The following is a 24,492-nucleotide window of genomic DNA, read 5'->3' on the forward strand; positions in this document are numbered from 1 at the left end:
GTGTATCTGATGTACCGTTTCGCTGCCGTCGTCCCTCCGGCGTCTCCCACAGGATCTGTGGCGTACCAGAGGTTCTCGCAGACCTTCACACCTTGCTTAATCCAGCCGCAACGTCGAATTGAACTGGCTGATCGCATCCACCACATGCCGTGATCCCTGCTGGATCTCCAGAATCACTTCCCCGGCCTCATTGGCCAGTTCCACCCCGGTGCCCGTTCTGCTAAGGCTCGACTGCATGCTCGACACCGCGCTCTTGGCCAGTTCGTTGTTCTGTCGCACCACGTCCACAATCTCGATGGTCGCCTTGCTGGTTCGCGCTGCCAGCCCTCGCACTTCATCGGCCACCACCGCAAACCCACGCCCGTGCTCTCCCGCGCGTGCGGCCTCGATGGCCGCGTTGAGGGCCAGGAGGTTGGTCTGATCGGCAATCCCGCGAATGGTCTGGACGATGGTGGCGATGATTTCCGACTGTTTGTTCACCGCATCGATGCTGCGCGCCGCTTCGTTGAGGTCATTGGAAATCTGCTCAATCACCTCCACCGTTTGCTGCACCACGCTGGAACCCTTCTGCGCACAGGCGTCGGTGCGTACCGAGGTGTCGTGGGCGGTGGTGGCGGCGTTGCGCTGCACGGTCACTTGTTCAGTGATGTCGCTGGCGAATTTCACCACTTTGTACAGACGCCCCTTGGCATCGAACAGCGGGTTGTACGTCGCTTCGAGATAAACCGTATGACCGTGCTTATCGACCCGCTCGAAACGATGGGCATGATATTCGCCGCGATTGAGCGATGCCCAGAACGCCTTGTACGCCGGGGACTCCACTTCGGCGCGGGTGCAAAACAGGCTGTGGTGCTGACCCACGATCTCGGCCAGCGTGTAATGCATGGTCTTGAGGAAGTTTTCGTTGGCCGTGATGACCCGACCGTCAGGGGAGAACTCGATCATTGCCATCGAGCGGCCGATCGCGCAGATCATGCTCTGGTTTTCATGGCTCTTGTGCGCCCGAGCAGTGATGTCCGACGCCACTTTGATCACGCTTTGAACCCGGCCGTCGGTGTCATAGACCGGCATGTAGCTCGCTTCCAGCCAGATTTCCCGTCCGGATTTGTCCAGACGCATGAACTCGCCGCACAGCGGTTCACCGCGGGCAAGGTCGCGCCATAATTTGCCGTAGGCCTCGCTGTCGCAGAACGCTTTCTCGCAAAAGATCCGGTGATGCTTGCCCACCAGTTCACCCGGCTGATAGCCCATGGTGAGACAAAAATTCTCATTGGCGTCGAGGATGATGCCTTCCGGCGTGAATTCGATCATGGCCATGGAACGGCTGATCGCCGCGAGTTTGGCCTTCGACTGGCACAACGCGGCGGTGGAAACTTGTAACTCGGCTTCGACAGCCTTGCGGACGGAATTGAACATGGGCCAGACACCTCGATAATTACGAAAACGTGGTCAACGCGACCGTCTTCCTTGATGGGTTGATACGGAAATCGACCTGAGGGCGCCGTGCTTGAGTCATGGCGGTATGACATCGCACAGCAATGAACGCTGCGAAAAAGGGCTGCCCGGCGCGTGATAGGAGGGTTGGGGAATGTTAAAACATGTGAATACCAGTCGTCTGATCACAATCGAAGCGATCAGCGGTAGTCGATTTGCGGAGTGACCGAGCCTGTCCATATGCGGCGCCTGACTTCCAGTGTCGATGACTGATGCGGCCCGTGCACGGCGCGTTGTCAGCGCCGAGCCACGTTGGATCAGAGCATAGTCAACGTCATGGCGGTTGCAATCCGAATAGTGGCAATTCACATTCGATTGCGTTGGAATTCACAAATGGCCACATAAAACTGCGCCGTCTTCAGAAAGGACAGCGCGACGGTGGGGTAGATCAGTGCTGTGGATGGGCCGCCCCGAACAGCTGAACCTGGTGCAATTGGCCGTTCTGCTCGATGAGCTGGATCGGTGCTGTGCCGCCGGGCATCACCACCTCCACCAGACCCGCCTCGACCCAGCCGCAGAGCCAGGCCGCCGACGCGACCGCGCTGGCGCTGGTTCCTGAGGAGGCGGTCGGACCTTCGCCGCGCTCGAACACCCGCGCCATGATCTGGTTGGGGGCGATGTGCGTGGCCCATTGCAGGTTGATGCCAGCAGGGCAGGGGTCGCCATCACCGAATTCGCCCGCAGCGAAGGCGATGCGAGTCAGGGCATCGTTGAGGGGGGCGTCGTGCAGCGCCTCGAAACCGGGCAGGGACTCCACGTCCGGGACCAGCGTTACGCAATGAGGGTTGCCGACTCTGACGAATACGCTGGTGTGCCAGTGAGGGTGCAGCGTGGCGAGCCGTTCGACGCGATTGACCGGCGCGTCATTGTGCGTGGTCTCGCTGACGCCAGGTCCGATGGCCCCGACCGCTTTTGCCCCGAAGCCTGGTGTGCCGATGTCCAGCCAGAACCCCGACACTCTGTCGATCACGGCGGGCATCGCTTGCGTCGGCACCGGGCTGGCGGAGTCGGCGCTGTCGTGATGCACCCGTAGCGTGAACGCCTGATCCCGCGGTGTGCGACCGGTGTCGGCCAAGGATTGCGAGAAGATGGTCAGCCCGTTGCCGCTGCGCTCGGCGAGGGTGGCGTCAGTGTTGACGATCAGCACGTCGAACGGCGCTGTGTCCTGAAACGGACCAACCAAGAGACCGTCGGAGCGATGAGCCTTGCTGCCCGCCGGTCGCTGGCCTTCAGGCCAGTCACAGATCGCCGCCACCGCCTGAGGCGCCCAGCTTAATCGGGCCAGAGCAGCGTCGGCGGCAGACAGCGGCACGTTCACACCCAGCGCACGCAGGGCTTCAGGGGAAATCACGGCGTAGATATTGCCGCGCGCGTCGTAGAAAGGGGCCATGGCGGGAGGTCCGGAATTCGTGTTGAAAGCCGGCATTAAATCATGTGGGCGTCCCTTGCACAGATTCGTCATTGCGGCAGGGCTCAGTCTTCAGGCTTCTGCAAAACCTGTAGGAGTGAGCTTGCTCGCGAAGAGGCCTGTACATCCGCCACATTTCTAGCGGCTAAGCCTCAGTCGTCGCGAGCAAGCTCACTCCTACAGAGGATCGCAGTTCTTCAGCGACCCCTGGGGCATGTTGGCGACAACGCGGAAATTCTCACACCACCAACGTCAACCACGCCGATGCCACCAGCAGCAATGCCATGACTTGATTGAACCGTTTCATGCTCTGCGGCGAACGGAAAAACTTCGCAGCGCTCACGCCCAGGTAGGCCCACGCCGCCATGCACGGGATCGCCACCAGAAAGAACGTCAGCGACAGCCACATCACCCGCAGCATCCGATCCGCGTCAGTCCCGGCAAACACACTCACCACGGCCAGCGCCATCATCCAGGTTTTCGGGTTGACCAGTTGCAGGCTGGCGGCGCTCCAGAGCCCCAGTCGCGGCCCACTGCTCGCTTGGTCAGGATCAATGGCCTCGGCGGGCGCGCTGAAAATCTGCCACGCCAGCCAGGTCAGCCAGGCGATTCCGACCCACGCCATCACCGTTTGCACTTGATGATGACGGGCCAGCACGTCGCCCAGCCCCGTGCCGACGACCAACACTAACAACGCCGCCCCGGCGCAGCCGCCCACGACGATCGGCAGTGTGCGCAGCAGGCCGTATCGGGAGCTGTTGGTCAGCACCAGAATGTTGGTCGGGCCAGGGGTGATCGAAGAGACGAACGCGAACAGCAGGAACGGCAGAAAGGTTTGCATGGGGAACAACTCGGCAGCGAAGGATCATGCCGTGATGATCGCGGCGCGGGCGGGTGTCAGTCTGGAAGATTTGAGCAGCGCTTGCGGTAGTCGGCAGGTGTCATGCGGTAGGCGCGCTGGAACCAGCGGCCCAAATGGCTCTGGTCGGCAAACCCCAGCGCCGCCGCGACATCGACCGGCAGTTCACCCCGGGCCAGCAGGCGGCGAGCGCGGGTCAGGCGCAGTTGAATGAGGTAGGCATGGGGCGCCAATCCGAAGGCTGCCTTGAACGCGCGGCTCAAGCGAAAACGGTCGACGCCGGTCACCGTTGCCAAATCGTCAAGACCGATGTCCTGATGCAGATGACTGTGAAGATAATCCCGCGCCCGTTGCGCCACCAGCGGCAAGCGCGGATCGGGATTGATCAGCGCACGCCAGCGCAAATGGTCCGTGAGACTTGATAAAAGGTTGTCCAGCGCGGTCTGGCGCACGATGCGCAGCTCGCCACTGTGCATGGCTTCGAAGGCGTTCGCGGTGGCAATGGCCAGTCGGTTGTCGTCGGCCAGGGTCGCGGCAAAGCTGACGTGCCCGTTGTCCGGCGCCTCTTCGAATTGGGCGCGCAACTCCCGGTCCATCCAGTGCGGGTCGAGGTACAACGTGCGGTAGGTGAAGCCGTCCGCTTCCGGCGCGTGTCCGTCATGAATTTCGCCCGGTTCGAGCAGAAACACTTTGCCCGGCGTGCTGTTGTGCTGCTGACGACGGCAGTTGAATTGCTGCACGCCTTGCTCGGTGATGCCCACCAGATAACTGTCGTGCCAATGCGGGTCGTACGCATGCCCTTCGAAATGCGCGCGCACCGTCTCGATGCCGGACAAGGCGTCCTGCTTGAGATCGATCCAGTTGCGTTCGGGCATGGAGGCTCCTGAAAAAAGAGGCACGGCTGCTCACGTTAGCGCCCAGCCTACCCTCAGGTCTGGAAGATTTGTGCAGCAGCCGACCGGCTGTCTTCGTCACGCGTTCAGGTCAAAACCGCTGCGACCCAGGCATTCACCATTGATCAAGACGTCCACCTCATGCCGTCCGGCATAATGCACGCGGGTGGTGAAGTTGCGCACCTCCTGTTCGCGGCGCAGGGTCACCGACGCACCCGCGGCCAGTTCCAGTGTCTTGAGCTTGAAGACCTTGGCCGACGTGCCGCCGGATTTCTTCACGTAATGAATCGCGTAATCGATGATCAGGCGCTGGGCGTCGTTCGATGTGGAGGTCAGCGTGAAAGTCAGCTCGATACGCTCGCCCAGGCTGATTGCCTCAGGCGTTAACTTCAAGTCGCTCAGCCGAATCTGGGCTTTTTCGCCTGCGCCCATCAGCGTCAGCGCACGCACATCGCCTTTCTTGATCAATGAGCGCAAGGCGTGGCGAGCGATCCACGCGCTGTTCGGGTTGTCCAGCGACCATCCCTCCAGTTGATCGAGCACCCATTCGGGGTTGTCTTTGGTGATGTCGTTGAAGTGATTGGCCACCGACTTGCGCACGTACAGGCTGTCATCGGCTTTGAGATTGTCGAGGATGTCCAGCACCGGCGAGGGATCGACCATCAGGTTTTCCAGCCGAAACGACCACGGCAGGCGAGGGCGGCACCCTTCACTGGCCAGACGCCGAACGTGCGGGTTGTCGTCCAGTGACCAGCTGTGCATTACCTCTATGGCCCGCGCGAAATCCCGGCGCAAGAAGTGCCGCACGGCGAATTCCGAAGAGCCGAAGGCAGTGAAAAACTTCAGCGCTTCCATCGAGCGTTCAAAGTCCTCCTGACCGTACAAAGCGACGTATTCCGGGAGGATCAGGCTGACGAACGCGCTGTTCAGGCGTGGGGCCAGTTGATAGAGGATGTCCAGTGCCGCGAGATAATCCTGGGGCAGTCCGGCGTGCAGGCTTTGGCTGACCCGGTTCAGGCGTTGCATGAGGGAGAGGCCGTCCAGACCCTCTGTCGCCTGGGCGAGAAAGCGCTTTCGGTCAAATGCTGGATAGACCGCGGAGGTTTCATCGGCAATGTGCTTTAGCCGTTCGTGGTTGAAGATTTCCTTGAGGGCAGGGGCGTCGGACATGGCAGGTTCGGAACTCGGCGGCTTTTTTCGTCGGCAGAGGTTACACCCAATCCCGGGTCCGATCATCGAAGGCAGCGACTACCCGACTCTCCGGGCTCTCTTAGACTTTCCCGGGTTCTCCCAGACACTCATCGTTACAAAGTGAAATGCCCTCCCGGTTGCTCATCCTTTCTCGCACCGCGAATCTCTCTGCGCATCTCGTGGCGAACCTAGGGCCGCCCGCGCCATCAAATACGGGACTCGCCCCTCAATCATGCCCACGAGGTCAATGATGAACAGCTTTCTGCGACGTCTTGCTCTGTGTTCCCTGACTGCCTTGTTGGGCGTCGGCGTGGCTCACGCCGATGTGCCTTCCGCGCAATCCCCTCAACTGTTGGCCTCGGCCAGCTACCCCAACCGCAGCAACAACAACGTCGATGACGGCGCCATTCGCCGCGCCAATCCCAACAGCCGCCAAGGGACTCAGCCCATTGCGCCGGTCCCGCGCAATTCGAACCTGAATACGTCACCCCAACGCATGCCCACGCTGGAAAACGGCGGCATTGGCAACGGCTACCCTACTCGTCAGCAGTCTCCGCGCCCGTCCAGCAACGCGCGCGGCAGCAACTAAAAATCTCAGCAAAAGGAATCGCCCATGTCCCATCGCAGCCTGTTCCGCAAGACCTTGATCGCCACGCTGTGTGCAACGGCTTTTTTCAGTCTCTCGTTGCAAGCCTCCGCCGCCACGTACAAAAGCGAGGAGGGCACACTGACGGTGGACGAGGTCGTGGGGGGCTTGAAACACCCGTGGGCCGTGGCGTTCCTGCCGGACAACAAAGGCATGCTGGTCACTGAACGCACGGGCAGCCTGCGTGTGGTCAGCCCCGACGGCAAGCTTTCGGCGCCGCTGTCCGGCGTGCCGAAAGTCTGGGTGCAGGGGCAGGGCGGCTTGCTCGATGTCGTGCTGTCTCCGGACTTCGCCAAGGACCGCATGGTGTATTTGACCTACGCCGAAGCCTCGGCGGATGGCCAGACCGGTGGCACTGCCGCAGGGCGTGGACGGCTGTCGCCCGATATGACCAAAATCGAAGGCTTCACGCGAATTTTCCAGCAGCAACCGAAGCTGTCCGTGGGCAATCATTTTGGCTCACGAATGGTCTTCGATCAGGACGGCTACCTGTTCATCGCCCTGGGTGAAAACAATAACCGGCCCACCGCCCAGGACCTCGACAAGCTGCAAGGCAAGATCGTGCGCCTGAACGCCGACGGCTCGGTCCCGGACGACAACCCCTTCGTCGGCCAGAAAAATGTCCGCCCTGAAATCTGGAGCTACGGCCACCGCAACCAGCAAGGCGCCGCACTCAACCCCTGGAACGGCACAGTCTGGACCAACGAACACGGCCCCATGGGCGGCGACGAAATCAACATCATCGAACGCGGCGCCAACTACGGCTGGCCGATTTCCACCTTCGGCATCGACTACAACGGCCAGCCGATTCCCGAATCCAAAGGCAAAATCGTCGAAGGCGTAACCAAACCGTTCCATGTCTGGGAAAAATCCCCGGCCATCAGCGGCATGACGTTCTACAGCGCCGACAAATTCAAGCCTTGGGACCACGACATCTTCATCGGCGCGCTCTCCGCGCAGGTGCTGATCCGCCTGGAACTCAAGGACGACAAAGTGGTGCACGAAGAACGCCTGCTGGGCGAGCTTGAATCCCGCATTCGTGACGTGCGCCAAGGGCCGGACGGTTACCTGTATGTGCTGACGGATGAAGAGGACGGGAAATTGCTGAAGGTGGGGTTGGCGCAATAAATAAGTTTCTGAATGTAATCTATATGGCTTTATTTGATGGAGTGAGCCATATAAAGCTCTTTTATGCTTGAATGTAATTTATGTGGCTCGTAAAGTGGTTTTTGCAACCTATATGGCTCTTTCAGCGAATGAGCTTCATAGCGTGCACGTGCTGACCACTCAATTGAGATCGCGCCATGAAAACCACTCTGCTTGATCAAATCCGAAAACAGCGGTTGGCCCTGGGCCTGAAAATCCAGGACATGACCTTGCGCGCGGGCCTCACCCGTCAGCAGTACGGAAAGATCGAAGCCGGTGGCAATCCCAGGCTCGCCACCCTCGATCAGATCGCGGAAGGCCTGGACGCGGTCTTGGTCCTGGTTCCCAAATCGAGGCTAAATCGCGTAGAAAAAGTGCTCGCCAGCGATGTTGCGGAGAACGTCGAGCCGCTGTACCCCAATGTGGATCGCCCATCCGAGGGCCCGCGCTCGCCTGTCGCGCATGACGACGAAAGCCCGTGGGGAGACATCTGAATCCCTGAAATAAAGCTGATCAGGATGGCAGATATTGAGGCCTTTCCGCAGATCAACCTGCCTGACGAGCAGCAGGCTTATGGGATTCGTCGCTACGATCGGTTGCCAGGAAACCAGAGGGTTCATTCGGAGGATTTTGCTCAGATTTTATATGCGTATGCGCATGACAAATACCGAAGGGCCAGTTACGACCAGATCGGCAAACTGCTTTACCAGAATTCGATCCATGGACAGCGGGACGCGATTCAGATGGCACGGCGTCTGTTGGTCAACATTCTGCTGGCGAACGGCGATGCTCACCTCAAGAACTGGAGCATCATTTATCGGGATGGCCGGCATGCAGAGCTGTCACCGGCCTACGACATCGTGATGACCAAAGGTTATATCGCTGACGAAAGCCAATTTGCCTTGAACATGGCCAAGACCAAAAACTGGTACGAGGTCACCATGGAGCATTTCAAGCGATGGGCAGACTATGGCGACATTCCTTGGCGCCCGGTGCTCTACAACCTCAGAGCAGTGATGGAAAGCGCGCGGGCGTTATGGCTGGGGGCATTGAATGACAGTCAAATGATCGACAGCCAAAAGAACGTATTGCGAGCGCACTGGAAACGCCTGCACCCCGATTTTCGAATCGAGTGATGCCTCAACCCGACACCGGTTCGCGCGCCGAAGCCGGCACGTCGAACACCCGGTCGAACCCCCACTGAAACACCAGCGCGTAAAAGAAGAAAAACACGAACAAACCCAGGTTGGTCGCCAGCGCGCTCCACCACGTGATGTCCAGCCACCAGGCCACCAGTGGCACCAGCATCACCACCAGTCCACCTTCGAAGCCCAACGAGTGCAGCAGCCTGCGGCCCAAGGTCCGTGTGCGGCTGGTCTGGCGGGCTTCCCAGTATTCGAACAGGGAGTTGTAAACCATGTTCCAGATCAGCGCGCTGGCCGACAGCATGACGGACAGCGCGCCCGCATGGGCCAGGCCGTCGTCATAGATCAGTGAAAGGGTGGGCGACAGCACGGCAATCGCGATGACTTCGTAGAGGATGGCTTGAACCACCTTGCGTGTAGGGCCTTGCATGGGCTTTATCCTGAGGCGTGAAGAACGATGGCCGTCACCCTACCGAATCGTCGGCGTCGGGTGAAATGAGATAAATTGACGCCGCATCAGTTCATTTCATGCAGGGAGCTTTCCGTGTTTTCCACCCTTCCCCTCAATGCGTTGCGCACCTTCGAAGCGGCGGCGCGGCTGGGCAGTTTCAAGGCGGCTGCCGAGGAACTGTCGGTGACGCCCGCGGCCATTTCCCATCAGGTCAAAACGCTGGAAGCCTGGCTGGGCGCGATGCTCTTCGTTCGGTCCGGGCAGGGCGTGGCGCTCACGCAAGAGGGCGAGCAGCTGTATCGCCAGAGCCATCAGGCGTTGCTGGACATCCGTCGCAGCCTGGAAAGCTTCAGCCCTGAAACGGCTTCTCAAACCCTGACGCTGTCGACCACGCCCGCGCTGGCATCGGCGTGGCTGATTCCTCGGTTGGGCCGTTTTTATCGGGCATTTCCCGAGTTCAACGTTCATGTCGACACCAGTAATGAATTGGTCGATTTGCAGCGCGATTCCAGCATCGATCTGGCCATCCGCACCGTCAGCCGCGACGACCCGAGCCTGTTTCAGCAGGACCTGATGAATGAGTGTTTCGGCGTCTATGGCGCGCCCGGTCTGCTGGACGCGCTGGACGAGCATCGGGTGGAATTGATCGATCTGCGCTGGCCAATGCCGGGTGCCTTTTCGGTCAACTGGAAAAGCTGGTGCGAGGCGGCAGGTAGCCAGCGCTGGCTGGGAACGGCGCGAATTCGCCAGTTCGACGACGAGCATTACGCCTTGAGCGCCGCAGTCGCCGGGCATGGGCTGGTGCTGGCGAGCACTGTGCTGGTGGCGGACAGCGTAGCGCGAGGGGAATTGGTGGCGTTCAGGCCGGAGGTCAGCCTGCCCGGCCCGCGTTATGTGGCAGTGTGCGTGCCGGGTCGTGAGCGTGATCCACAGGTGAAGGCGTTTTTGGCGTGGCTGTCGGAAGAGGCGGCGGCCACACCCTTACGCTGAATGTCAGGGCTTGCGCGGCAACAACCCCGGCACCGCGTGGGTCAACGCGTGAATCGCAAACCCGATAAACATCACCCCGCACAGCCGCGTGATGGTCAGTTCGTGGCGCTGATACAGGGTACGCACGTGGCGAGCGCCGACCACGCCGACGATGATGCCGTAGGCCGCGATGCCGCCCAACGTGCTGATCAGAATCAACAGCGGCAGCATCGACCAGTTCAGCAGATCGACCCGGCTGGAAAGCAGCGCGGTGAACGTCGCCACTGCCACCGGGTAGGCCTTCGGGTTGGTCAGGCCAAACATGATGCCGTGCCAGAACGGGTGGCGGGCTGGGGCTTTGGGCTCGTCTTCGCTGCTGCGTTTGGCGCGAATCGCCCGCCAGCCGAGCCAGAACAGGAACAGTCCACTGATGACCCCCAGCACGTCGAAGGTCGTTGACCCGATGACCTTGGCGCCGATGATCGCGGCCAGCGCGGTGCTGCACCAGATCACATCCCCCAGCAGATGCCCGCAGAGAAACGCCGCACCCGCGCGTCGCCCCTTGGACGCGCCGATGCCGAACACCGCCAGCACGCCGGGGCCGGGCGAAATGGCGTAGATGAAGCCCGAGGCGAGGACGGCAAGCAGCAACGAAGGGGTCATGACGGAAATATCCTGCAAAGTAAGTGGCCGAGTGTAGATGAGAGGATGGCTCCGTTTCGAGAGAATTCATACGTTCAAAGAAGACGTATCGAGGTTGTAAAAAAACCATACAGAACGTAAAAAGTGCGCCGAGAAACGATCCCTCCTGGAGCTTCACTGTCGATGACCACCCCACGCCGACCTGCAGCCGGTTTTCCGCGCCGCCTGCTGCCGCTGAGTATTGCCTTCGTCTCGCCATGGCTGGCCGCACAAGAGGCTGAGCCGCTGACGCTCGACGCCGTGAAGGTCTCAGGCGAGCAGGCGTCGATCTACCAGGCCAGCAGCACGTCGGTGGGCGGTTTCAACGAAGCGCCACTGCGCGACACGCCGGCGTCGATTTCGGTGTTCAGCGAGGAGATGCTCAAGAATCAGCAGGCCAAATTGCTCAGCGATGTGCTGCGCAACGATGCGTCGGTGGGCGACAGCTACGCGCCAGTCGGTTACTACGAAAATTTCGTCGTGCGCGGTTTCTCCCTCGACGCGGCGAACAGCTACCGCATCAACGGTCGCAGCATCACCGGCGAGCAGAACGTGGCGCTGGAAAACAAGGAGCAGGTCGAGTTGCTGAGAGGGCTGTCCGGCTTGCAAAGCGGCGTGTCGGAGCCTGCGGGTGTGGTCAATTACAAGACCAAACGCCCGGAAGACGTGCGTTCGGTGACGGTGTCCACCAACGAGCACGGCGAGCGGTATATCGCCACGGACGTCGGCGGCTGGTTCGGCAGCGAAAAACAGTTCGGCCTGCGCGCCAACGTTGCTCACGAAGACATTCGTTCCTACGTCGAACATGCCAATGGCCAGCGGGATTTCGCCTCGCTGGCGTTCGACTGGAACATCAACGATCAATCGACCTTGCAGCTGGACGTCGAGTACCAGACCAAAGAGCAACGCTCGGTGCCGGGTTATCAACTCATCGGCGGAACCGAGCTGCCCCACAATGCCTCGCCGCGCAAGTTGCTGGGCTACCAAAGCGGGTCGAACCCGGTGGGCATCGACTCGCTGAACATGAGCGGTCGCTACGAGTACCGTTTCAGCGACGACTGGAAGGGAAGTCTCAGCGCCTCGCGCAGCCGCGTGGTGATCGACGATTACAGCGCGTTCGCCTATGGCTGCTACTACCAGAGCGATTGCTCGGCGACACCGGTGACCGGCCATTTCAATACCAACGGCGGCTACGACATCTACGACTTCCGCAGCCCCGACGACACGCGCCGCAACGATGAAGTCGAAGCGGCCTTGACGGGCCTGTTCAACACCGGCTGGCTCAAGCATGAGCTGACTTTCGGCACCAGCGCGTTTCGCCGCACGGTCGATACCCGGCCGTATTTCAGCAATTACATCGGCTCCGGCAACATCAACGAAACGCCGGAAAGCTTCGCCCCGTCCGACCTGCCCGTGGGCCACACCGAACGCCGTCTGGACAGCCGTCAATACGGTCTGTTCGCAACCGACCGCATCAGCTTCAACGACCAATGGCAAACCGTGATCGGCGGTCGTCAGGTGCGCCTTGACGAAAAAGCCTACAACGAAGACGGCAGCGACAATCGCCACACGCAACGTTCGATCTTTCTGCCTCAGGGCGCCCTGATCTACAAGCCCGTGGACAACGTTTCGCTCTATACCAGCTACAGCAAAGGCCTTTCGTTGGGCGCCACGGCGTCGGTGTTCGATACCAACATCGGTGAGATTCTGGCGCCGACGATCTCTCGTCAACTGGAAGCCGGGGTCAAGTACGACTGGCGACGCATGAGTTTCACGGCGGCCGTGTTCCAGACCCGTCAGGCCTATCAGTATTCGAAGCCCAACGACGACGGCACGCTGACGTTTGTGCAGCAGGGCCAGCAGAAAAACACGGGGCTGGAGCTGAGCGCCAACGGCTGGCTGACCTCGCAGCTACAAATCTCGGCGAGTGCCGCCGCCATCAAGGCTCGCGTGGAAGACAGCGGCACAACGGCCTATGAAGACCATCAGGCGATCAACGTGCCGAAATTCCGCGGCAGCCTGTCCGCTGACTACAGCCTGCCGATTCCGGGCCTCGCGCTGCTGGGCGGCATGCAGTACAGCTCTCGCAAATACGCCAACCGCGAAGGCTCGGTAAAGGTCGACGACTACACCGTGTTCAACGCGGGCAGCCGCTACAGCACCAGGCTCGATGGCTACGACACGGTGTTTCGCCTGACGGTCGACAACCTGTTCGACAAACGTTACTGGCGTGACGTGGGCGAATACCTGGGCGACGACTACCTGTTCCTCGGCGCACCGCGCACGGCGAGATTGTCCGCGACGGTGAGTTTTTAATCCGTTTCTCAGCATCCGCCGACGGGATGTCTGGTCTTCGTCCAGCGAAGGGGCAACGCCTTCAGGCGTTTGATTCTGGCCGCAGGCCGTGGGAGCCAGCCTGCGGCCAGAAACGAGGCCCGGACCTTTCACCGTCGTATGTAAAAGCGCATCCTGTCGCTCTGGCTCAATGGCTGTGCGCGAACGCGACCGTTCGTGCGTTTTCTCCTTCCGGAATCGCGACATGATCGAACTCAAACCCGGCAATATGTCGGACATTCCCCTGCTGTGGTCGCTGCGAACTCGCGCGGTTCGGCAGCTGTGCGCCAGCCATTATTCGCCCGAACAGGTCGAGATATGGAGCGAGTCGCCACCCCCCGAGTCGTACCTTCGGCTGTTTGCCACGCGATGCGCGCTGGTCGCCCAAGAGGACGGGCAGTTGCTCGGCTACGGCATTCTGGACCGGCAAAGCGGCGAAGTGATTGCTGTGTTCGTCGAACCCGCGCACGCCGGTCAAGGTGTCGGTAAACGCCTCATGGACAGTCTGGAGACGATTGCCGCCGAAGAACACTTCACCCGGCTCTACCTCTACGCTTCGCTCAACGCCGCTGATTTCTACCGAGCGATGGGTTTCGTTGCGATTCGCGATGAGGCGTACGAGCACCCCAGCGGCATTGCGTTGCGCAGCCTCTACATGGAACGGATGATGCCAATGGAATCGGTGCACTGACCGACATTTGAAACTGGCGCCATGCCTTTTGGCTTGCTACCGTCGGCAAGCCACTCAACAGGGAAATCGGGCCATGCCAGCACAGTACCCGTTGCAACGCCGCATCCAGGATGGACGACCACTGCTGACCAAGGCGCTGTTGCAGGCGGGCAGTGACGAAACGTTGCACCGGTATCGTGAGGGTCAATTGTGGGCCGTCCGGCAAGGGGTCATGACGGCCGAGCTGGACACTGGCAGTTGGGTCGTTCCATCGCGGCACATTGGCTGGATTCCTCCCGGTGTCGCCCACGCCACGCGTGTGCACGAGGCCACGAAAGGCTGGATGATCTACCTGCGACCCGATCTGTGTCCGCTGTTTCCTAACACACCGACGGTGTTCGACATGACGTCGCTGTCCAGCGCCTTGCTCGAACGCATCGGCGGCTGGAATGATCACTCGGGGGAGCTCACCTCGCCGCAGCATCGGCAGCTCGACGTGTTGTTTGACGAGTTGAAGGTGTCCCCCGCCAACACGTTGTTTCTGCCGATGCCCAGCAGTCCACACCTGGTCGGCATGACCCTGACCATCGTCGCCGATCCCGCCAACAAGACCAGCCTCGACGACTGGGCGCGGCGGGTCGGCATGTCCCGTCGCGGATTGACCCGACACTTTCGTGCTGAAACCGGGATGTCGCTGATGCAATGGCGCATTGTCGCGCGGATGAAGCGAGCGCTTGAATTGCTGGCCGAGGGCGACAGCGTCAATCGTGTGGCCCAACGGCTCGGTTACGACAGCGTCAGCACCTTCATCAGCGCGTTCAGTGCGCAGTTCGGCATGACGCCCGGCGTGTATGCCCTGTGATGTGACGTAACGCCGGTGGTCTGTGAGCCGCCCTCAACCCGTCAGCTTTGTTATCCTGCGCGCCTTTGTCGCACCTAACTGCCGTTTTAACTGCCAAATGGGGTCTCTCATGACAGCCATTCTTCGACCACGTCCACAACCGATCAGCCGGGGCGACTATAAGACCCTGGGCTTGGCGGCACTGGGCGGGGCGCTGGAAATCTATGATTTCATCATCTTCGTGTTCTTTGCGCTGACCCTCAGTCAGTTGTTCTTTCCGCCGGAAATGCCCGAGTGGCTGCGGCTGTTGCAGAGTTTTGGAATCTTTGTCACCGGCTACCTGGCCCGTCCGTTGGGCGGCATTCTGATGGCGCACTTCGCTGACAAGCTGGGGCGCAAGCGCGTCTTCAGCCTGAGTATCATGATGATGGCCCTGCCATGCCTCCTGATCGGCGTGATGCCGACCTATGCCGACATCGGCTATTGGGCGCCGTTGATTCTGCTGGGCCTGCGTATCTTGCAAGGGGCGGCAGTGGGCGGTGAGGTGCCGAGCGCCTGGGTATTCGTCGCCGAACATGCACCCAAAGGCCATCGCGGTTACGCCTTGGGCGTGTTGCAGGCCGGTTTGACGTTTGGCTACTTGATCGGTGCTTTGACCGCGACGTGGCTGGCCAAGGTGTTCAGCCATGCAGAAATCCTCGACTTCGCCTGGCGCATCCCGTTTCTGCTGGGCGGCGTGTTCGGGGTAATCGGCGTGTGGCTGCGTCGTTGGCTGAGCGAAACGCCGGTGTTCATGGCCTTGCATGCCCAGCGTCAAGGCATGACCGAACTGCCCCTGCGCGCCGTGGTGCGGGAGCACCGCCAATCGCTGTTGCCTGCTGCACTGCTGACCTGTGTGCTGACCTCCGCAGTCGTGACCCTGGTGGTGATCACCCCGACCGTGATGCAACAACGCTTCGGCATGAGCCCCAGCGACACCTTCGCGCTGAGCAGCGTCGGTATTGTCTTCCTCAACATCGGTTGCGTGCTCGCTGGCATGCTAGTGGACCGCATCGGCGCCTGGCGCGGCGTGGTCCTTTACAGCCTGCTGCTGCCGGTGGGCGTGGGCCTGCTGTATGCCAGTCTGGTGATCCAGTGGCTGCCGATAAGCCTGGCCTATGCAGTCGCGGGCCTGGCGTGCGGAATCGTCGGCGTGGTGCCGTCGGTCATGGTCGGACTGTTCCCCGCGAACATTCGCGTGTCCGGCATCTCGCTGACCTACAACATCAGCTACGCGTTATGGGCCAGCACCACGCCGCTGGCGCTGATCGCCTTGATGCCGTGGAGCCCATGGGTGTGCGTCGGCTACTGCGCGATCATGGGCGCCGTGGGCTTGCTGACCGCCATGTTCTTCGGCATGCGCAAGGGCATGCAAGTGGATGACGCACTGCCTGCACGCTGCGGCCACTGACTGACGGGGCGTCGTTGAGCGACGCCCCGGTCAGGACTACGCTTGCCTGACCGCTATCCGAATGACTCACAGAACAGTCAAGGAGAACCGTCATGAGCGTCAAACCTATCCCCGACGGTCAGCACAGCCTGACCGTGTACCTGGGCGTTTCACCTGCCGCCGAAGCCATCGAGTTCTATAAAAACGCATTTGGCGCTAACGAGATGTTTCGACTCGACAGCCCGGACGGCCGTGTCGGCCACGCTGAATTGCAGATCGGCGACTCACGCCTGATGCTTGCCGACCCTTGTGATCAGGGTGGCTTCACCAGCGCTGATCCTCACGGCAAAACATCCTTCGCCATGCACCTTTACGTGCCCGATGTCGACGAACAGTTCAAACGTGCCGTGGACGCCGGGGCGACAATCGTCACCGATGTTCAAGACATGTTCTATGGCGATCGCAGCGGCAGCGTTCGCGACCCGTTTGGCCATCTCTGGTTCATCGGCACCCACAAGGAAGACCTCACACCCGACGAGATCCGTGAGCGGGCCATGAAGATGTTCAGTCAGGCATCATCCTGATTCCTTGTCATCCATTTCCTTTTTTAGCGTCGGCGATTTGCACTTACTCTAGTGCAAGTCGCCCTTCGTTTTATGAATGTCTCACCCCAAGTCAAGCCTCGCGCCGTCACATGATTTGTAACGGGTGATTGTATTTGAGAATTGTTCCGTTTATTGTCGCTGTCTATACCTCTGACTCGCACTCCTCATATGCAACCTTGTTTGCGTATGAGCCGAACTGTGCCTGTTGCGTGCCTTTGTAAGACCAAATCAAGGATTTGTCTTCAGGGAGTGTAGGATTAATTACCTTTTGCGGTGCAAATTATAACCTTCATGCCGAATATTCAATTCAAGTGTAAAAAAGACAAATTAACGCTCAATAAACGCCCGTCGACGCCGATGGGAAGTTTAGTGCCAGGGAAGGCATCCACGAAAAGCGACATCAAGTCGATGCAAGAGGGAGAGCCTATGCGAAAACGAGCGAACCGGGCGACGCCACGGGAGTACGAGGTCTTGCAGCTGGTGCTGTTGGGCTACACCAACAAGGACATCGCTCAACGATTGGGCATCAGTGATTACACGGCCCGTGATCATGTTTCGGCACTGCTGAAAAAGAATGATGTGAAGAACCGTACCCAACTCATGGCGCTGCATGTGGTGGTTCCACGGAAACGAAAAACACAAGTACCCCCTACATTTGACGGATTGTTTCGGTGAATCAAATGCGCATAATAGGAAGTATCTTGGGTGGCGTTAACAGGCGTTGGTATTACCGGAAGACGCTTATGTGGCATTCATAAAATAATAAATGCGCACGGTGTAGGGCAATGACAGGGAAACTTCATGAGTTATGAATTGGAAGCCTGTCCATCACGTCTTTTTGAATTGCACAGCGTTAGCCAACAGTATGTTCGGGGGAATGCGACGCTATGCGCATTGGATACTATCGATTTCACGCTAGATCACGGCGACACCTGTGCGATAGTCGGTGCGTCCGGGTCTGGCAAAAGCACACTGCTGAATATCCTGGGTTTGCTGGAACGTCCCATTCGGGGAAGTGCACGATTTGTCGGAAACGACATCGTGGCCGCTTCCGCCAATGATCTGGCTGCCTGGCGAAACCGGCATATAGGTTTCATTTTTCAGGCCTTCAACCTGTTGCCGCGCTTGAGTGCGTTGGACAATGTCGCACTGCCACTGGCGTATCGAAATGTGCGTCGAAAGTCGGCACGTGCGTTGGCGTTGGCACAATTGCAGGCTGTGGGGCTTGCCGACCGGGCGGAGCATCGGCCTGCGGACCTTTCCGGAGGGCAACGCCAGCGGGTGGCGATTGCCAGAGCTCTGGTGGGGCAGCCATCGCTGATTCTGGCGGACGAGCCCACCGGCAATCTCGACCCCTGTTGTGCCAACGAAATCCTGGAGCTGTTCCTCGCGCTCAACCGTGAGCAAGGCGCGACGTTGGTCATGGTGACTCACGACGCGAACCTGGCCGCACGCTTCGAGCGCAAGGTCGAAGTGGCTCAAGGTCGCGTGTATGAGCGTGTCGGGCATGTCGCGGTCTGACGCGCTGGCACTCGGTCCTTGGGCCATGCAGGTTGCCGAGTCTGTGCACAACCTGCTGGCGATGGGGCAGCGCTCCTGGCTGGGATTGCTGGGCATCGCGGTGGGGAGCGCATCGATCGTCGCGCTGCTCAACATCGGTCGCAGTGCATCGGACGACGCGATGGCGACCTTCAAGGGGCTGGGCACGGACGTTCTGGTTGTGAGTTTTCCGGGGTTCGATTCGCGCAGAACGCCAATGCCGGGCACCTTGGACACTCGATCCGTTCACTTCGCGATGCCTGAGCTGATGCAGCTGGCGCCTGTCAGCCAATACGCCGTCAAGGTCAGGGCGGGCGGTGCCGAACTTGATGCCACGGTGATCGGAACCTCTGCTGCGCTGATGCCCGTCATGGGGCTTGAGTTGGCTTCGGGGCGGTTCATTTCGCGGCTGGATCGCAACGGGCTGTTCGCGGTGATCGGCGACGAAGCTGCCAGCGCATTGGGCATCGAAACGCGTCCGCTACAGCCCGGAGACTTGCTCGGTCTTGGCGATTATCAATTTCAGATCATCGGCATTCTGAGGCCTCAGCCTCATAACCCGCTGCTTCCGGTGCCCGTCGATTCGGCAGTTTTCATACCCGCACACAGCATGGCCCGACTGTCCTCATCCATCCGCTTGGGACATGTGATCGCCAAGGTGCAGCCGAACGTGGACGCGTCCGTAGCCGCCCAATCGCTCCAGCGACAGTTGCAGGAGCGACTGCGGGGGCATGAGGTGAACGTACAGATCCCTCGCCAACTGCTTGATGGCCTCAAGCGTCAGGCCGACATCTTCGCCTGGCTGCTCGCGGGGCTCGGCGGGATTTCCCTGTTGGTGGCAGGGGTAGGCGTCATGAACGTCATGCTCATGAGCGTGCGTGAACGCCGTCGTGAGATTGGCGTGCGCATGGCGCTTGGCGCCCGGCCTCGGGACATCAGGTCACTGTTCCTGATCGAAGCTGCGCACCTGTCGGTGATAGGCGCTCTGCTCGGGGCAGCGTTCGGCTGTGGCATCGCCTGGTTATTCACGCAACTCAACGGCTGGCCATTGAACCTGTCATTCGACGCGCTACTGCTCGGGGTCGGCAGTTCACTGATGACCGGTCTGTTTTTCGGCTGCTACCCGGCGGCACTGGCCGCACGACTCTCACCCGCTGTAGCGCTCAGGGATGACTGATCCACCTGCCGTACGAACTGAACAGATTCTCGACTCAACAACAAAAAGGAATGCCTCAATGACTGACTGCAATTCAAGCGACCACAGCCCTGCAACCGCGGAGCGTCCAGGCATCACCGACCACGGCGACGATCTGGAAATGGACCGCTTTCATGAAATGGTTCACAAACAGGCTGTGTACAGCAAGGAGGACCTGCACACGATGCACCGACAATGGCTCGGCCCCCGTGGCGTGTTCGCGACCTTTGAAGAGGAAATCGAGCAACTGGGGCGACAGGCGCCTGCCCTGGAAGACCTCAAGAAGCTCACGACGCCGGAACGCTTGCAGCAGGCCGAGCAGGCTGTGGCATTTGCATTGGCCCAGAGCCATCGCCGTACGGCGGCGATCAATCCGTTCGCGGGCCTGAGGCGTGAAGCGCTGTGCGGTGTGGTGTTCGACGACTCCGGGGTTTACACGCTGGTCGAGCGTTACGCCGCTTATCAGGCCGTACGCCAGAGTGACGCAGACATCTTCATCAAATTGATCGCCACCACTCGGGGTGTGGTGGAGAGACGCATCGTTTTCCGGGGTTTGCTGGAGCATTACGACCGGCTGTTGCCCATCGAGAAGAGCATCTATCCCGAGGGTTATCGCAGCGTTCAGCAAGGTCATCTGGACCGTGAGGAAGCCCTGTATGGGCCGCTCAAGATGGAGGACGAGATCCTGACCTTGCTCGGGACGATGTCCGCCGCCGAACTGTTGGAGCGCGTTCAGCCACCGGCGGGTTCATCGCTGTGAAACACCTCGCTTGGGACCGTTGCCCGGTCCCAAGCCGGACAGCCCGGTGTATCCGGCCTGTCCGCCTGATGGGGTATGCGCGGCCATTGATGATGGTGTTCAGCGTCCTGTCGATTGATCAGGCGCGAAGTGAGGTGGGCCCGGAACCCCCGATGTCTGCGCCGAGTATGCCCGTGTCTGCCACGAAGGGCGGCCAATGGGCCTTGTCGCAAGGCACTGTCAGCAGCCTGCAATTGAGCCTGGCTGACGCAGTGGCACTGGGACTGCGCACCAACCGGGACATTCGCCGCTCCTACTTGCAGCGGGTGGCGCAGAAGTTCGACGTGCAGGTGGCGGAGGCTTTTTTCTCTCCGCGCTTTCATTTAAGCGCTCGGCAGCTTGCACGCCGTGATTCGGAGGATCGCAGACAGGAAGTCGGCGTGACGCCGAAAGCCTCGCTCAACACGGAATGGGGAACCCGCTTCAGCCTGTCCTGGGCGCAACGGGTCGATCGGACTGATCGCGCAGGCCGCCAGCAACAGCGGGGCCTGGGCATCGAAGTTGTGCAGCCGCTACTGAAGAACGCGGGGCGGGACGTCGTCACCGCTCCACGCCAGCGCGCGCGGTTGAACGAACGCAGCCGTCGGCTCGGGTTGGAAGCGTCAGTGGCGCAAAGCGTGACTCAAATCGTGTCTGCCTACCGCGAGCTGCTCAAGGCGCAAGAGCAGCTGCGGATTGTGGCTCGTGCGCTGGAGCGGTCGCGCGAGCAGATGCGAGTCAACGAAGCGTTGATTGCGTCCGGGCGCATGGCGCAGGTGGATCGTCTGCAAAATGAGGCGGATCTGGCCTATCAGGAACTCAATGCGGAACAGGCCTCGCATCACCTGCAGGCGAGCCGTCGGGCGCTGCTGAAATTGTTGGCGCTGGACCTCACCACACCGCTGCACGCCAGTGATGATCTGAGCGCCGAGCGTATCGACATCGATCCCGAGCACGCCTTGAGCATTGCCCGACAACGTCAGCCCGCCTACCTGCGACAGCGCATTGCAGAGGAGCTGGCCGATATCGACCTGTTGATCGCCAAAAATCATCAACAGTGGGACCTGTCTCTGGTCGCCGGAGCCGCCGAGGATCGCCAGCGTAATTCGTCGAATGCACAGCAAGGCCAGGATAGGCGATGGAGTGCCTACGCAGGCGTGCAACTGGACATTCCGATTGGCGACCCTGCGCAACGCCAGCGACGGGTTCACGCCCAGGTCGCCGTCGACACCCAGGCGCTGCAACAGGCTGAAGCCCGACAGTCGCTGGAGCAGGAAGTCACGGATGCCATTCGTACGATGCAGACCCATTGGCGGCAATACGAAATTGCCCTTCGCAGTCGCAGCTTGTCCGAGCAAAAACTGGCTGTGGAAAGGCGAAGGTTGCACGTCGGGCGCACCAGCACCTTTCAGGTCTTGAGTTTCGAGGAGGACCTGCGTCGCGCCGAGAATGCCGTGCTCAATGCGCTGATCGCCTACCTCAATGCACAGACCCGACTGGATGAACGCTTGGGCATGACCCTGGACAGCTGGGAGATCGCGCTCAATGACTGACGTATTGAAACTCAAACCCGCTGCTCTGAAGGCGGGTATGGCGGGCGTAATGGCGCTGCTGATCGCAAGTGCGGGCTTTTATGGGAGCAGGCAGGATGAGCCAGCGCCAACGGAGCGCTGGGTACAGGTCACGCCGACTCCGCTGGAGCATCGCATCGGTCTGGTCGGACGTATCGTGCCCGGAGAGGCCATGACGTTGATCGCGCCCTTCGAGGGCCATATCGAAGCGCACATGTTCGCCATCGATCAACGCGTCGCTCAAGACCAGTTGTTGCTCAGGATCAGCCCCGACCTGTTGCACCTGCAGATTCGGGAAGCCTTGGCCGAACGTCTCAAGGCCGAAAGCGCCGTGCAGGTGTTTGAGAGCTGGGCTGACGGCGACGAAATGGCCAGGGCACGCCGGGCGCTAAGCAGTGGTCAGTTGGGGCTGGCGGATACCCGACGCAAACTCGCAGAGACGCAGGCCTTGCTGGAACAGGGCATTGTGCCGCGCATGGAGGTCGACAGCCTGACGCAGCAACTGCGCACGCAATCGCTGGATGTCTCGGCGGCTCAAGCTGAGCTGGCTCAGGTCAGCAAGCGAGGGAAGGGAGAGCATCGACAAATCGCGGACATGCAGCTCGCCAGTGCGCGTGCCCGGCATGACGCATTGCTCGCACTCGAACAGCGCGGCGAGATCAGGGCCCCTTTCTCCGGCATCGTCCTGCGTCTGCCGGACGGCCCGTCTACCTTGAACGACCGACCCATCGCCGTGGGCGCGCGGGTGAGCCAGGGGCAGGCGTTGTTCGGTCTGGCCAGCGTCGAACGTTTGAAGGTGCAGGCGAGGGTGGACGAGGTCGACATCAACCAGTTGCATGAAGGCATGCCCGCCGAGGTCAGCGGTGACGGCTTCAACGACGTGTTGCACGGCACGATCACCGCTGTAGGCGCTCAGGCGATTGAGTCCGACATGCGCGGCAACGGCGCTTCCTACCACGTCACCGTAAGCCTGCCACCGCTTGATCGGGACAGCCGTCAACGGCTGCGTTTGGGCATGAGCGCACGGCTGTCGATCCTCATCGCCCGCCACCCCGACGCCGTCGTCCTGCCCACCGATGCCGTGGGTGAAAAGCAGGGCGAACATTTCGTTATTCATCGGGCGGCGCTCGATGCCCCGGAATCAATGCGCCCCGTCACCTTGGGAAAAATAACTTTGTGAGACATGTCTCGAAGGAAGTCTATGAGCACATGATATTTCCCAAAGGCGATAAGCCTGACAAAACAGCAGATGGTCCAGACGCAACGGCTGCGAACCCTTTGCCCGAATTTGAACAAGCGCTGACGTTGCGCCAAGCCATCCACAAGTACCTCCAGCAAAACGCCATCCCCACACTCTTCCAAACCATCGCCCGGCTTCGCCGCTGACTCACTCAAACGCCAATGACCCACACGCTCTCATCCCGGGCGGCGCCGAATTGACTCGGTTTCGCCCGGTGCTTTTCGCGGCGTATAACGCCATGTCCGCTTCATGCAGCCACATACCCGCGTCGGTGAGGTGTGGGCCGTAGGCCGCGATGCCGATGCTCAGGCTTAGCCGCAGGTCAGGAAGGGCGGTGTGGGCGTGGTCGTGCACCGTTCGGCGCAGGCGTTCGAGGATGTCGTTGGCTTGCGCGAGCGTCGTATCGGGCAGGATCACGCAGAATTCATCGCCGCCGTAGCGACCGGCCAGATCCGTTTCCCGAAGGCTCGCGGTCAAGGCACCACTCAATTGCTTGAGCACGTTGTCGCCGATGATATGACCGTAGGTGTCGTTGATGGTCTTGAAGTGATCGATGTCGATCAGCGCCACGCTGTTCTGACGCTTGATTGTCTGGCAATTGCTGAACTCGACCCGCAGCAGGTCTTTCCAGGCACCGTGGTTCATCAGGCCGGTCAGGCTGTCAGTGGTGCTGAGTTTTTCCAGCGCCTTCTTGCTTTTCGACAGCTTCACCGCGACCCGATAGCACACCAGGCCAATCGCCATTGGGTAGATCACCAACATCGGCAGACAGGCGTAGATCTGGATCTGGCTAATGTCAGGAAACAGTTCCGGAACGAAAATGCCATAAGCCACCAACCCGCCGACCACTTGAGCCACACTGCCCAACAGAAACAGCCGTGGTCCGCCCGCAGCGATGTTATTCATCGCCATCATCGACAACGCGGTCACGCTGGCCAGAGGGCTAAGCCCCATCGCGCCGGCCCAGAACCCGCCGGCCAGCGAGTCGTACATCAGATTTCGGCGTTCGGCCTTGTAGGGCTGTTTCGATAACTTGGCCAGAAGATACGCCAAGTGGGGCCATCCATAGCCATGCAAGACCATCACCACCCAGACCCAAATCGGCGGGTGTGACGGGTATAGCGCGGCGGCAACGGCAAAAAAGCCGATGCCCATCCCCACGCTGCGCGGCACATGCATGCGCCGGGCAAACGAGAGACCTTTACGGACTGAGGTGTTCATAGCTCTTCACCGGGTAGTGACGCAGCATCCCGACTGAAACATCGGCCACGACGAACGACTCTGAGTGTCACCCCCTTCCCTGAGGGTGGGAAGAGCAATTTGCCACTACTGGTCGAATAATCACCACCGGCTGTCGTTAAGCCTGGCATCTGTCCGGGTGCTTTTTCCCCGAATCTGTCTATAGAC

25 protein-coding genes are annotated in these 24,492 nt (G+C 60.3%); 17 read left to right on the top strand and 8 right to left on the bottom strand.

Annotated elements, in window-relative coordinates:
* Positions 1 to 96: 96 nt before the first annotated feature.
* The 5 genes from AAEO81_RS08750 to AAEO81_RS08770 form a co-directional block, all read right to left on the bottom strand.
* Positions 97 to 1,416 carry a PAS domain-containing methyl-accepting chemotaxis protein gene (locus AAEO81_RS08750; protein ID WP_341962934.1) on the bottom strand — a complete coding sequence of 440 codons (1,320 nt, stop codon included), beginning with the start codon at positions 1,414 to 1,416 and terminating at the stop codon, positions 97 to 99.
* Between the two features lie 466 nt (positions 1,417 to 1,882).
* Complete coding sequence (locus AAEO81_RS08755; RefSeq protein WP_341962935.1) at positions 1,883 to 2,884, bottom strand: diaminopimelate epimerase; 1,002 nt, start codon at positions 2,882 to 2,884, stop codon at positions 1,883 to 1,885.
* 256 nt (positions 2,885 to 3,140) lie between these two features.
* Positions 3,141 to 3,743, bottom strand: a complete 603-nt coding sequence (locus tag AAEO81_RS08760; protein ID WP_341962936.1) for a LysE family translocator — start codon at positions 3,741 to 3,743, stop codon at positions 3,141 to 3,143.
* 56 nt (positions 3,744 to 3,799) lie between these two features.
* Complete coding sequence (locus tag AAEO81_RS08765; protein WP_341962937.1) at positions 3,800 to 4,636, bottom strand: AraC family transcriptional regulator; 837 nt, start codon at positions 4,634 to 4,636, stop codon at positions 3,800 to 3,802.
* Between the two features lie 96 nt (positions 4,637 to 4,732).
* The gene (locus AAEO81_RS08770; RefSeq protein WP_341962938.1) at positions 4,733 to 5,824 is read right to left on the bottom strand and encodes a DNA alkylation repair protein; all 1,092 of its coding nucleotides are present in this window, start codon (positions 5,822 to 5,824) and stop codon (positions 4,733 to 4,735) included.
* A 271-nt stretch (positions 5,825 to 6,095) separates the two neighbouring features.
* On the opposite strand from AAEO81_RS08770, the gene AAEO81_RS08775 reads away from it, so the two are divergent.
* The 4 genes from AAEO81_RS08775 to AAEO81_RS08790 all read left to right on the top strand — a co-directional run bounded on the left by AAEO81_RS08775 (position 6,096) and on the right by AAEO81_RS08790 (position 8,773).
* The gene (locus AAEO81_RS08775) at positions 6,096 to 6,434 is read left to right on the top strand and encodes a hypothetical protein (protein WP_341962939.1); all 339 of its coding nucleotides are present in this window, start codon (positions 6,096 to 6,098) and stop codon (positions 6,432 to 6,434) included.
* Between the two features lie 39 nt (positions 6,435 to 6,473).
* Positions 6,474 to 7,619, top strand: coding sequence for a PQQ-dependent sugar dehydrogenase (locus tag AAEO81_RS08780; RefSeq protein WP_341964501.1), 1,146 nt, complete (start codon positions 6,474 to 6,476; stop codon positions 7,617 to 7,619).
* A 176-nt stretch (positions 7,620 to 7,795) separates the two neighbouring features.
* Positions 7,796 to 8,131, top strand: coding sequence for a helix-turn-helix transcriptional regulator (locus AAEO81_RS08785; protein ID WP_341962940.1), 336 nt, complete (start codon positions 7,796 to 7,798; stop codon positions 8,129 to 8,131).
* A 24-nt stretch (positions 8,132 to 8,155) separates the two neighbouring features.
* Positions 8,156 to 8,773 carry a HipA domain-containing protein gene (locus AAEO81_RS08790; protein WP_341962941.1) on the top strand — a complete coding sequence of 206 codons (618 nt, stop codon included), beginning with the start codon at positions 8,156 to 8,158 and terminating at the stop codon, positions 8,771 to 8,773.
* A gap of 4 nt (positions 8,774 to 8,777) precedes the next feature.
* Here AAEO81_RS08790 and AAEO81_RS08795 read toward each other — a convergent pair whose 3' ends face one another.
* Complete coding sequence (locus AAEO81_RS08795; RefSeq protein WP_341962942.1) at positions 8,778 to 9,212, bottom strand: PACE efflux transporter; 435 nt, start codon at positions 9,210 to 9,212, stop codon at positions 8,778 to 8,780.
* 114 nt (positions 9,213 to 9,326) lie between these two features.
* Here AAEO81_RS08795 and AAEO81_RS08800 point away from each other — a divergent pair, with 114 nt between their 5' ends.
* On the top strand, positions 9,327 to 10,223 hold the full coding sequence (locus AAEO81_RS08800) for a LysR substrate-binding domain-containing protein (RefSeq protein ID WP_341962943.1): 897 nt from the start codon (positions 9,327 to 9,329) through the stop codon (positions 10,221 to 10,223).
* Positions 10,224 to 10,226: 3 nt separating this feature from the next.
* Here AAEO81_RS08800 and AAEO81_RS08805 read toward each other — a convergent pair whose 3' ends face one another.
* A complete protein-coding gene (locus AAEO81_RS08805; RefSeq protein WP_341962944.1) occupies positions 10,227 to 10,865 on the bottom strand; it encodes a LysE family translocator in 639 nt (212 codons plus the stop codon).
* A gap of 162 nt (positions 10,866 to 11,027) precedes the next feature.
* On the opposite strand from AAEO81_RS08805, the gene AAEO81_RS08810 reads away from it, so the two are divergent.
* The 12 genes from AAEO81_RS08810 to AAEO81_RS08865 all read left to right on the top strand — a co-directional run bounded on the left by AAEO81_RS08810 (position 11,028) and on the right by AAEO81_RS08865 (position 23,231).
* Complete coding sequence (locus AAEO81_RS08810; protein ID WP_341962945.1) at positions 11,028 to 13,199, top strand: TonB-dependent siderophore receptor; 2,172 nt, start codon at positions 11,028 to 11,030, stop codon at positions 13,197 to 13,199.
* 223 nt (positions 13,200 to 13,422) lie between these two features.
* A complete protein-coding gene (locus AAEO81_RS08815) occupies positions 13,423 to 13,908 on the top strand; it encodes a GNAT family N-acetyltransferase (RefSeq protein WP_341962946.1) in 486 nt (161 codons plus the stop codon).
* A 73-nt stretch (positions 13,909 to 13,981) separates the two neighbouring features.
* A complete protein-coding gene (locus AAEO81_RS08820; RefSeq protein ID WP_341962948.1) occupies positions 13,982 to 14,749 on the top strand; it encodes a helix-turn-helix transcriptional regulator in 768 nt (255 codons plus the stop codon).
* A 109-nt stretch (positions 14,750 to 14,858) separates the two neighbouring features.
* A complete protein-coding gene (locus AAEO81_RS08825) occupies positions 14,859 to 16,178 on the top strand; it encodes an MFS transporter (RefSeq protein ID WP_166597612.1) in 1,320 nt (439 codons plus the stop codon).
* Positions 16,179 to 16,270: 92 nt separating this feature from the next.
* Positions 16,271 to 16,741 (top strand): VOC family protein, encoded by a 471-nt coding sequence (locus AAEO81_RS08830; RefSeq protein ID WP_341962949.1) that lies wholly within the window; start codon positions 16,271 to 16,273, stop codon positions 16,739 to 16,741.
* Between the two features lie 447 nt (positions 16,742 to 17,188).
* Positions 17,189 to 17,437, top strand: a complete 249-nt coding sequence (locus AAEO81_RS08835) for a LuxR C-terminal-related transcriptional regulator (protein WP_341964502.1) — start codon at positions 17,189 to 17,191, stop codon at positions 17,435 to 17,437.
* A gap of 219 nt (positions 17,438 to 17,656) precedes the next feature.
* Positions 17,657 to 18,283 (top strand): ABC transporter ATP-binding protein, encoded by a 627-nt coding sequence (locus AAEO81_RS08840; RefSeq protein WP_341962950.1) that lies wholly within the window; start codon positions 17,657 to 17,659, stop codon positions 18,281 to 18,283.
* Entirely contained in the window at positions 18,270 to 19,478 is a 1,209-nt protein-coding gene (locus tag AAEO81_RS08845) for an ABC transporter permease (RefSeq protein WP_341962951.1), read from the top strand. Before AAEO81_RS08840 ends, AAEO81_RS08845 begins: the two co-directional genes overlap by 14 nt.
* A gap of 58 nt (positions 19,479 to 19,536) precedes the next feature.
* The gene (locus tag AAEO81_RS08850) at positions 19,537 to 20,256 is read left to right on the top strand and encodes a hypothetical protein (protein WP_341962952.1); all 720 of its coding nucleotides are present in this window, start codon (positions 19,537 to 19,539) and stop codon (positions 20,254 to 20,256) included.
* A gap of 152 nt (positions 20,257 to 20,408) precedes the next feature.
* Positions 20,409 to 21,827, top strand: a complete 1,419-nt coding sequence (locus AAEO81_RS08855; RefSeq protein WP_341962954.1) for a TolC family protein — start codon at positions 20,409 to 20,411, stop codon at positions 21,825 to 21,827.
* Positions 21,820 to 23,025 (top strand): HlyD family efflux transporter periplasmic adaptor subunit, encoded by a 1,206-nt coding sequence (locus AAEO81_RS08860; protein ID WP_341962956.1) that lies wholly within the window; start codon positions 21,820 to 21,822, stop codon positions 23,023 to 23,025. Before AAEO81_RS08855 ends, AAEO81_RS08860 begins: the two co-directional genes overlap by 8 nt.
* A gap of 29 nt (positions 23,026 to 23,054) precedes the next feature.
* On the top strand, positions 23,055 to 23,231 hold the full coding sequence (locus AAEO81_RS08865) for a hypothetical protein (RefSeq protein WP_341962958.1): 177 nt from the start codon (positions 23,055 to 23,057) through the stop codon (positions 23,229 to 23,231).
* Between the two features lies 1 nt (position 23,232).
* Here AAEO81_RS08865 and AAEO81_RS08870 read toward each other — a convergent pair whose 3' ends face one another.
* A complete protein-coding gene (locus AAEO81_RS08870) occupies positions 23,233 to 24,306 on the bottom strand; it encodes a diguanylate cyclase (protein ID WP_341962960.1) in 1,074 nt (357 codons plus the stop codon).
* Positions 24,307 to 24,492: the final 186 nt, after the last annotated feature.

This window comes from Pseudomonas sp. RC10, assembly GCF_038397775.1.
Lineage (GTDB): Bacteria > Pseudomonadota > Gammaproteobacteria > Pseudomonadales > Pseudomonadaceae > Aquipseudomonas > Aquipseudomonas bambusae.

Bases quoted from the DNA above. Each gene is read 5' to 3' on its own strand.
- AAEO81_RS08815 (WP_341962946.1), top strand. From the start codon at position 13,423: ATGATCGAACTCAAACCCGGCAATATGTCGGACATTCCCCTGCTGTGG.
- AAEO81_RS08820 (WP_341962948.1), top strand. From the start codon at position 13,982: ATGCCAGCACAGTACCCGTTGCAACGCCGCATCCAGGATGGACGACCA.
- AAEO81_RS08775 (WP_341962939.1), top strand. From the start codon at position 6,096: ATGAACAGCTTTCTGCGACGTCTTGCTCTGTGTTCCCTGACTGCCTTG.
- AAEO81_RS08870 (WP_341962960.1), bottom strand. From the start codon at position 24,306: ATGAACACCTCAGTCCGTAAAGGTCTCTCGTTTGCCCGGCGCATGCAT.
- AAEO81_RS08810 (WP_341962945.1), top strand. From the start codon at position 11,028: ATGACCACCCCACGCCGACCTGCAGCCGGTTTTCCGCGCCGCCTGCTG.
- AAEO81_RS08845 (WP_341962951.1), top strand. From the start codon at position 18,270: ATGTCGCGGTCTGACGCGCTGGCACTCGGTCCTTGGGCCATGCAGGTT.
- AAEO81_RS08750 (WP_341962934.1), bottom strand. From the start codon at position 1,416: ATGTTCAATTCCGTCCGCAAGGCTGTCGAAGCCGAGTTACAAGTTTCC.
- AAEO81_RS08830 (WP_341962949.1), top strand. From the start codon at position 16,271: ATGAGCGTCAAACCTATCCCCGACGGTCAGCACAGCCTGACCGTGTAC.
- AAEO81_RS08790 (WP_341962941.1), top strand. From the start codon at position 8,156: ATGGCAGATATTGAGGCCTTTCCGCAGATCAACCTGCCTGACGAGCAG.
- AAEO81_RS08770 (WP_341962938.1), bottom strand. From the start codon at position 5,824: ATGTCCGACGCCCCTGCCCTCAAGGAAATCTTCAACCACGAACGGCTA.
- AAEO81_RS08825 (WP_166597612.1), top strand. From the start codon at position 14,859: ATGACAGCCATTCTTCGACCACGTCCACAACCGATCAGCCGGGGCGAC.
- AAEO81_RS08795 (WP_341962942.1), bottom strand. From the start codon at position 9,212: ATGCAAGGCCCTACACGCAAGGTGGTTCAAGCCATCCTCTACGAAGTC.
- AAEO81_RS08760 (WP_341962936.1), bottom strand. From the start codon at position 3,743: ATGCAAACCTTTCTGCCGTTCCTGCTGTTCGCGTTCGTCTCTTCGATC.
- AAEO81_RS08765 (WP_341962937.1), bottom strand. From the start codon at position 4,636: ATGCCCGAACGCAACTGGATCGATCTCAAGCAGGACGCCTTGTCCGGC.
- AAEO81_RS08865 (WP_341962958.1), top strand. From the start codon at position 23,055: ATGATATTTCCCAAAGGCGATAAGCCTGACAAAACAGCAGATGGTCCA.
- AAEO81_RS08805 (WP_341962944.1), bottom strand. From the start codon at position 10,865: ATGACCCCTTCGTTGCTGCTTGCCGTCCTCGCCTCGGGCTTCATCTAC.
- AAEO81_RS08855 (WP_341962954.1), top strand. From the start codon at position 20,409: ATGTCTGCGCCGAGTATGCCCGTGTCTGCCACGAAGGGCGGCCAATGG.
- AAEO81_RS08785 (WP_341962940.1), top strand. From the start codon at position 7,796: ATGAAAACCACTCTGCTTGATCAAATCCGAAAACAGCGGTTGGCCCTG.
- AAEO81_RS08835 (WP_341964502.1), top strand. From the start codon at position 17,189: ATGCGAAAACGAGCGAACCGGGCGACGCCACGGGAGTACGAGGTCTTG.
- AAEO81_RS08850 (WP_341962952.1), top strand. From the start codon at position 19,537: ATGACTGACTGCAATTCAAGCGACCACAGCCCTGCAACCGCGGAGCGT.
- AAEO81_RS08755 (WP_341962935.1), bottom strand. From the start codon at position 2,884: ATGGCCCCTTTCTACGACGCGCGCGGCAATATCTACGCCGTGATTTCC.
- AAEO81_RS08860 (WP_341962956.1), top strand. From the start codon at position 21,820: ATGACTGACGTATTGAAACTCAAACCCGCTGCTCTGAAGGCGGGTATG.